Genomic DNA, 4890 nt, shown 5'->3' on the forward strand with positions numbered 1-4890 from the left:
TTTAATCAAAGGGCGAAAGCCCTTTTTTTAGGCAAAAACCTTTTCAAAAAAGTTATCCACAAAGTGTTTGATAACAATTTGGTAGAACCTATGACAACAATTTGGCAAGCATTAAAAAGCGGACGATGTTAATTGGGTAAAGTCGTTTAATTCTTGCACAATCTTATGATAAATAAATTGGCAAGAAGTATGATGGTAAAAAAGTAAACTACATGAAGGCATGATTATTAAGTACGAAGCTCGTCGATGGACACAACAAACGGGCTAATTAAACTAAGCGCTAGCTGAATGGGCGGCAACCCAAACAGCCAGCTAATCACAACAACCTGACAAAGAGGTTACTATGACTAAATGCAATTTTACGCAAACAGCCCCCGGCTGTCATGAATTTACTGATAAAACCCTGCCACAATACAATTTTGCTTTGCAGCCTTACTCTTATTTCAGGCAAATCCAGTGGCATTGGCGGGAGCCATTAACCATTGTGCCGGACTCAGCTTCCCGCTGTTATCCAGAAGCCGCGCCCCATTTTGAGCCACCCATTCAGATGGTATTGCTCGGTCAGCAAGACAATCATATTCAACTGGCTTTGTATGCTCTGCCCCATTTGCGGTTTGGTTATACTCAGCCGCTTAATCGACGTTGGCGTGAGGCGATTACAGCACTTTAAATACTTAAAAGCCTTGTTCAAACGAGCAAGGCTTAAAATCAATTTACTACGACCCCATTGATTTTTGGAAAGATATTAAGTCAACAATAAAGTTTAAGATGTCGATGTTTGAAATTTGATTGTTAGTGCTCAAATTTGTGGGGATCTCTCAGAGCCTGACCCCTTATGTTCAACAAGGCTTAAAAATCACGGGTGTCCCCACTCAGCGTTTGGGTGAGGTTTCCCCATTGATTTAAATTAACCTACCGAGATTTTCTTATTCTAGTTTAAAAAAAGCTTTAAACTTAGAACAAAACTTATCTTCATTAAAGTCTTTTATTTTCTTAGGTATCTTACTTAAATTTCCTAAGGAAGAAATTAGCTCATTCTCAATTATTTTCTTAACATGGTTATAGTCAGCTTTTAACAGTTGTTCATATGACTCTTGAGAAAATTGAATCTCATACGAGAAATACCCCTTAATTGTGACTTCCCCCTCTAATGGTTTCACATACTTGTATTCCGCCATAAATTCGGGCTTATTAACTTTAAAAAACTTCTCATACCCGGGGCGAACTCTTACACATATGATATGTATACCGATAACTGAAATATCATCTCCATATGTATCTGCATTAATTACATCAGTTAAATCTTTAGTAATTTTTGATACATCACTTATAAATGATTCGGCCTCAGTGTCGGCACAAAAAGTAAATTTTAATTGAAATGTCATCGTCTAATCCTATTGCCCGCGGGAAGCTCTTTATACCTTGCCAGATGAGAATAAATCTTTAACTTTTCCGCTATTTTTATTTGCCTTCTAGTTCCAAAAAACTGAGGTACTTCAGTAAGTGGTAAACCTGCTTCTTTAAACGCTAATTGTGGGCCTGAATATCGTTTAGTTGTTGTTTCACCATATTTCCATACGTCTCCCTCATTTAAAAAGCGAAATCCTGATTCGCAAGTATGGCATTTGTACATCCCTGACTGATTTGCGATGAGAGCATATTGATAGCCTTGAGGACCTTCTTTTTTACTCCTTATACCAGCCAAATCTGAATTTAACCTTTTTAGGTCGCTTTCAGAAAGCTGCTGTAATTCTGGCGAAGCGGCAAGTCCTTCTAACTCCATTTCAGCCAAATCAAAATCTTCGCTGCTATTAAGCTCCGGAAAATAAAATAGAAGTCCCCAAATAGATTTATTTGGTTTCAGAAGAGAACCAACAGATATTCCCGTCCCTGATTTTTCTTGAGTTTTAGGTTCATGCTTAACTGGAGGGTTTTGACCTGTATAATTTCCGCCAGTATCGAGGAGATTTGCCTGACTGGTGCATCAGGAAAGCCCAACGCGAGCATCGTACCCGAACCCATTTTTCTCTAGTTCATCAACCACTTAAAGAGCATTTTCACCAGGCGCATCCCCTGACCTAAAAAATTTTCCCAGACGCGACTTTTTTTGTAAAGCTTTAATTTTTATAGTTCACTCAACAGCCATTCACCTTTGGTCACCTGACTCACTTCAACTCTACGAGAACACCATCCTCAGCCCTTTAAACAGGTTCGCCAGAATTTATTTACCCCATTAATAGGGAGTGATTTAAGGAGTGACCATTCCTATTATTTTAGCTGCCTTTTTGAAGTCGTCACTACATCACCATCGGTAGTGACGACTTCGGCAAGCCTTGTTATCATTGGGCTAGCGCCCTGCTTTCAGGAGTGACAGCGGAGTGATGACCAGTTTTAAGGTTAAAGCGGGGGCTACCCCGCTTTGATTAAATGACTGTAATCACGCTTGATTAACTTGACGTGATACTGCCACTCACCTAACCGCTCCCAGGCTTCAACAATATCCTGGTAACAGGTGGGCAGGTGCCACATGTTGTTGAGCACGAAGGCCGCTGCGATTTGCTCACTGGTGGAAGCCCCTGTTGTGCCTGTGCGCTGTAATTCATTAGCCACATCAATGATTTTGCCGACTGGCCAGTTTAAATGGTGCATGAGTTTTCTCCTTAAGTGGGTGATTGATTACCCGTCAAGGAAGCATCGCGCGCAGGCGTGTCAATGCTGCGGAGTTTACGGAGCACCCGCAGGGCTTGGCATTGATGCGTTGAGCACGGTGCTACCTTTAAAGGGGAAGCAAGCAACCACGTTCTATCCGCTAGTGACCAGCTAAAGCCTCCCCAGCGGGGAGGTTTGGAGGGGAGAGGTAAACTTTAAAAGCGGCTTGCCGCTGCACTGTTGGTTTGATATTTTAGTTTTTAGCTGTGCTTTTTGTGGTGGCCTTGGCCACCATTCCCGCTACGACATCCGACCGCCATTTCCGCTTAAATTCTTTCAGCACATGACCAATTAGATTAGTGAGATGAACTTTCAACACACGCCCCTACCCTCAACTGTGGGCAGGCGGAATTGGCGGGTGGGGGAGGAGCGGGAGAGGTGGAGCGTGATTGAGTCCAACAGTTTTTAGGCGCTGGCCTTGCAGTCCCTTTTGCAAGGACTGTGACTAAAAAGTTTTGGCGACAATCACCAGCATTANCCTTGCAGTCCCTTTTGCAAGGACTGTGACTAAAAAGTTTTGGCGACAATCACCAGCATTATTGGCCTGTCTCCACTATCAGCACGTGACTACTTGTCAGGATAAAGTGACTCACTCTCAACACCCTCCGGCTGTCAGCGCAAGCGAGTGTTTTTATCTACATGCTCATACCTGATGGACGTGATTTTAGCTGTGAGGGCTTTGGTGTGTTTTTTGCTCTGCAGAACTCTAAAGCATCTTTTTCACTAGTAAAAGGTTCTATTGAGTTATCTCTTACCCCGTTGACTAGTATCACCCATTGCACGGGCTTTGAGCCAACAACATTGCCTTCTTCATCTTCAATGACTTCTCCACCAATTTTAAGCACCGTATATTTTTCAGCCATAAACTTTCTCCTATTGATTGGATGAACTTATAAAATGCATTTATCAATTAACAACTGCAAGTGATAACTCCACTTTTCGGCACTTTATAGCTCTGGCTTATTTTTAGCTGGATGGGTCGCATCGTGGATTTCTTTGAGTCTTCTGATTGAGACTTGCGTATAAATCTGCGTGGTGTCTACTTTGGCGTGGCCTAACATCTCTTGGATGTAACGGATATCTGCGCCATTCTCCAGCATTTGCGTGGCCATCGTATGGCGGAACAGGTGGCAGCTTCCACTCTTGCCGATGTCGGATTTTTTGATAAGGTTTCTCACCACTTGACTCATTCTTGCGGGTGTAAATGATTCACCTAAGTGAGTCAGGAATAAGGTTTCCTCATCGGCTCCGGTGTAAAGTTGTGGTCGCACTTCCATCAGGTATTTATCACACCAGTTTATCGCTCGTTGGCCTATCGGCACCATTCTGTCTTTGTTGCCTTTGCCTAATCTGACCATCAGTGTGCCCCGCTCTCGGTCAAGGTCGTACAGTCTTAAGTTGATGAGTTCTGAACGTCTGATACCAGTGGAGTAAAACACTTCAAGGATGGCTCTGTCTCTGAGGCCGATTGCTGTATTTAAATCGGGGATATTGAGGATGATATTAACTTCTTCAACGGTTAATACATGTTTCGGTAATCGTTTTTCTAATTTAGGTAGCTCGATATCAGCCGCCGGATTATACAGCGTGTAATTTTGTTTGCTCAGATATTTAAAGAAGGCGCGTAGCGCACCGAGTCTTGAGTGCTGGGATTGGAAACTTAGCGGCTCACCATTTTCTTTGCGGTAGTGATACAGATAACGTTGATACCTTTCGATAATTTGTTTAGTGATTTCTGCTGGCTGAGTCAGTCCTCTTTCCTCACACCATTGGATAAAATAATTGATGTAAAGCTCGCGGGATTCTTTACTTTTATCCGAGTAATTTCTAATGCCCATCCATTCTAAATAGCGTTCACGATAGGCGGCTAAACCATTGCTATCACTTAAATCACCGTAGCTTTTTTTGGTAAGAGTCGTTCCTTTTCTTGGCATGGTTACGACACCTCAACAAGGTTACGATGAGGATTATTTTTGAGGACTAGATGCCCTTCTGGACTTACTTCGTTAAATAAATCCTCATTGACCTCGTGGTTGTTGGGCTTGATGCTCTTTTTGTCACCCTGACCTGAGTGTGATTTCCCACATTAATGTCGAACCATTCAATCCTTTTCAGCCAAATTAACATCATCACTCAATTCTTCTTTATAACGTGAATTCGGGAAACTTAATTTTTCTGTAG

At 42.3% G+C, this 4890-nt stretch carries 6 protein-coding genes; 1 reads left to right on the forward strand and 5 read right to left on the reverse strand.

The genetic code is table 11. The annotated features are described in order from the left end of the window. The first annotated feature begins 343 nt into the window (after positions 1-343). Positions 344-670, forward strand: coding sequence for a hypothetical protein (locus ABVT42_RS21550; protein WP_353898126.1), 327 nt, complete (start codon positions 344-346; stop codon positions 668-670). Between the two features lie 256 nt (positions 671-926). On the opposite strand, the gene ABVT42_RS21555 is transcribed toward ABVT42_RS21550, so the two are convergent. The 5 genes from ABVT42_RS21555 to xerC form a co-directional block, all read right to left on the reverse strand. After that, positions 927-1385 carry a hypothetical protein gene (locus tag ABVT42_RS21555; RefSeq protein WP_353898125.1) on the reverse strand — a complete coding sequence of 153 codons (459 nt, stop codon included), beginning with the start codon at positions 1383-1385 and terminating at the stop codon, positions 927-929. Beyond that, on the reverse strand, positions 1382-1792 hold the full coding sequence (locus ABVT42_RS21560) for a hypothetical protein (RefSeq protein ID WP_353898124.1): 411 nt from the start codon (positions 1790-1792) through the stop codon (positions 1382-1384). The genes ABVT42_RS21555 and ABVT42_RS21560 overlap by 4 nt, the downstream gene beginning before the upstream one ends. Before the next feature lie 617 nt (positions 1793-2409). After that, positions 2410-2649, reverse strand: coding sequence for a hypothetical protein (locus ABVT42_RS21565; protein WP_367024420.1), 240 nt, complete (start codon positions 2647-2649; stop codon positions 2410-2412). A gap of 695 nt (positions 2650-3344) precedes the next feature. After that, positions 3345-3572 carry a hypothetical protein gene (locus ABVT42_RS21570; RefSeq protein WP_353898109.1) on the reverse strand — a complete coding sequence of 76 codons (228 nt, stop codon included), beginning with the start codon at positions 3570-3572 and terminating at the stop codon, positions 3345-3347. Between the two features lie 84 nt (positions 3573-3656). Continuing rightward, complete coding sequence (gene xerC / locus ABVT42_RS21575) at positions 3657-4643, reverse strand: site-specific tyrosine recombinase XerC (protein WP_367024423.1); 987 nt, start codon at positions 4641-4643, stop codon at positions 3657-3659. Between the last annotated feature and the right edge of the window lie 247 nt (positions 4644-4890).

The organism is Aliikangiella maris (genome assembly GCF_040719265.1).
Taxonomy (GTDB): Bacteria; Pseudomonadota; Gammaproteobacteria; order Enterobacterales; family Kangiellaceae; genus Aliikangiella; species Aliikangiella maris.

Excerpts from the sequence above, each read along its gene's own strand:
- xerC (WP_367024423.1), bottom strand. The coding sequence starts at position 4,643 with ATGCCAAGAAAAGGAACGACTCTTACCAAAAAAAGCTACGGTGATTTA.
- ABVT42_RS21555 (WP_353898125.1), bottom strand. The coding sequence starts at position 1,385 with ATGACATTTCAATTAAAATTTACTTTTTGTGCCGACACTGAGGCCGAA.
- ABVT42_RS21570 (WP_353898109.1), bottom strand. The coding sequence starts at position 3,572 with ATGGCTGAAAAATATACGGTGCTTAAAATTGGTGGAGAAGTCATTGAA.
- ABVT42_RS21565 (WP_367024420.1), bottom strand. The coding sequence starts at position 2,649 with ATGCACCATTTAAACTGGCCAGTCGGCAAAATCATTGATGTGGCTAAT.
- ABVT42_RS21550 (WP_353898126.1), top strand. The coding sequence starts at position 344 with ATGACTAAATGCAATTTTACGCAAACAGCCCCCGGCTGTCATGAATTT.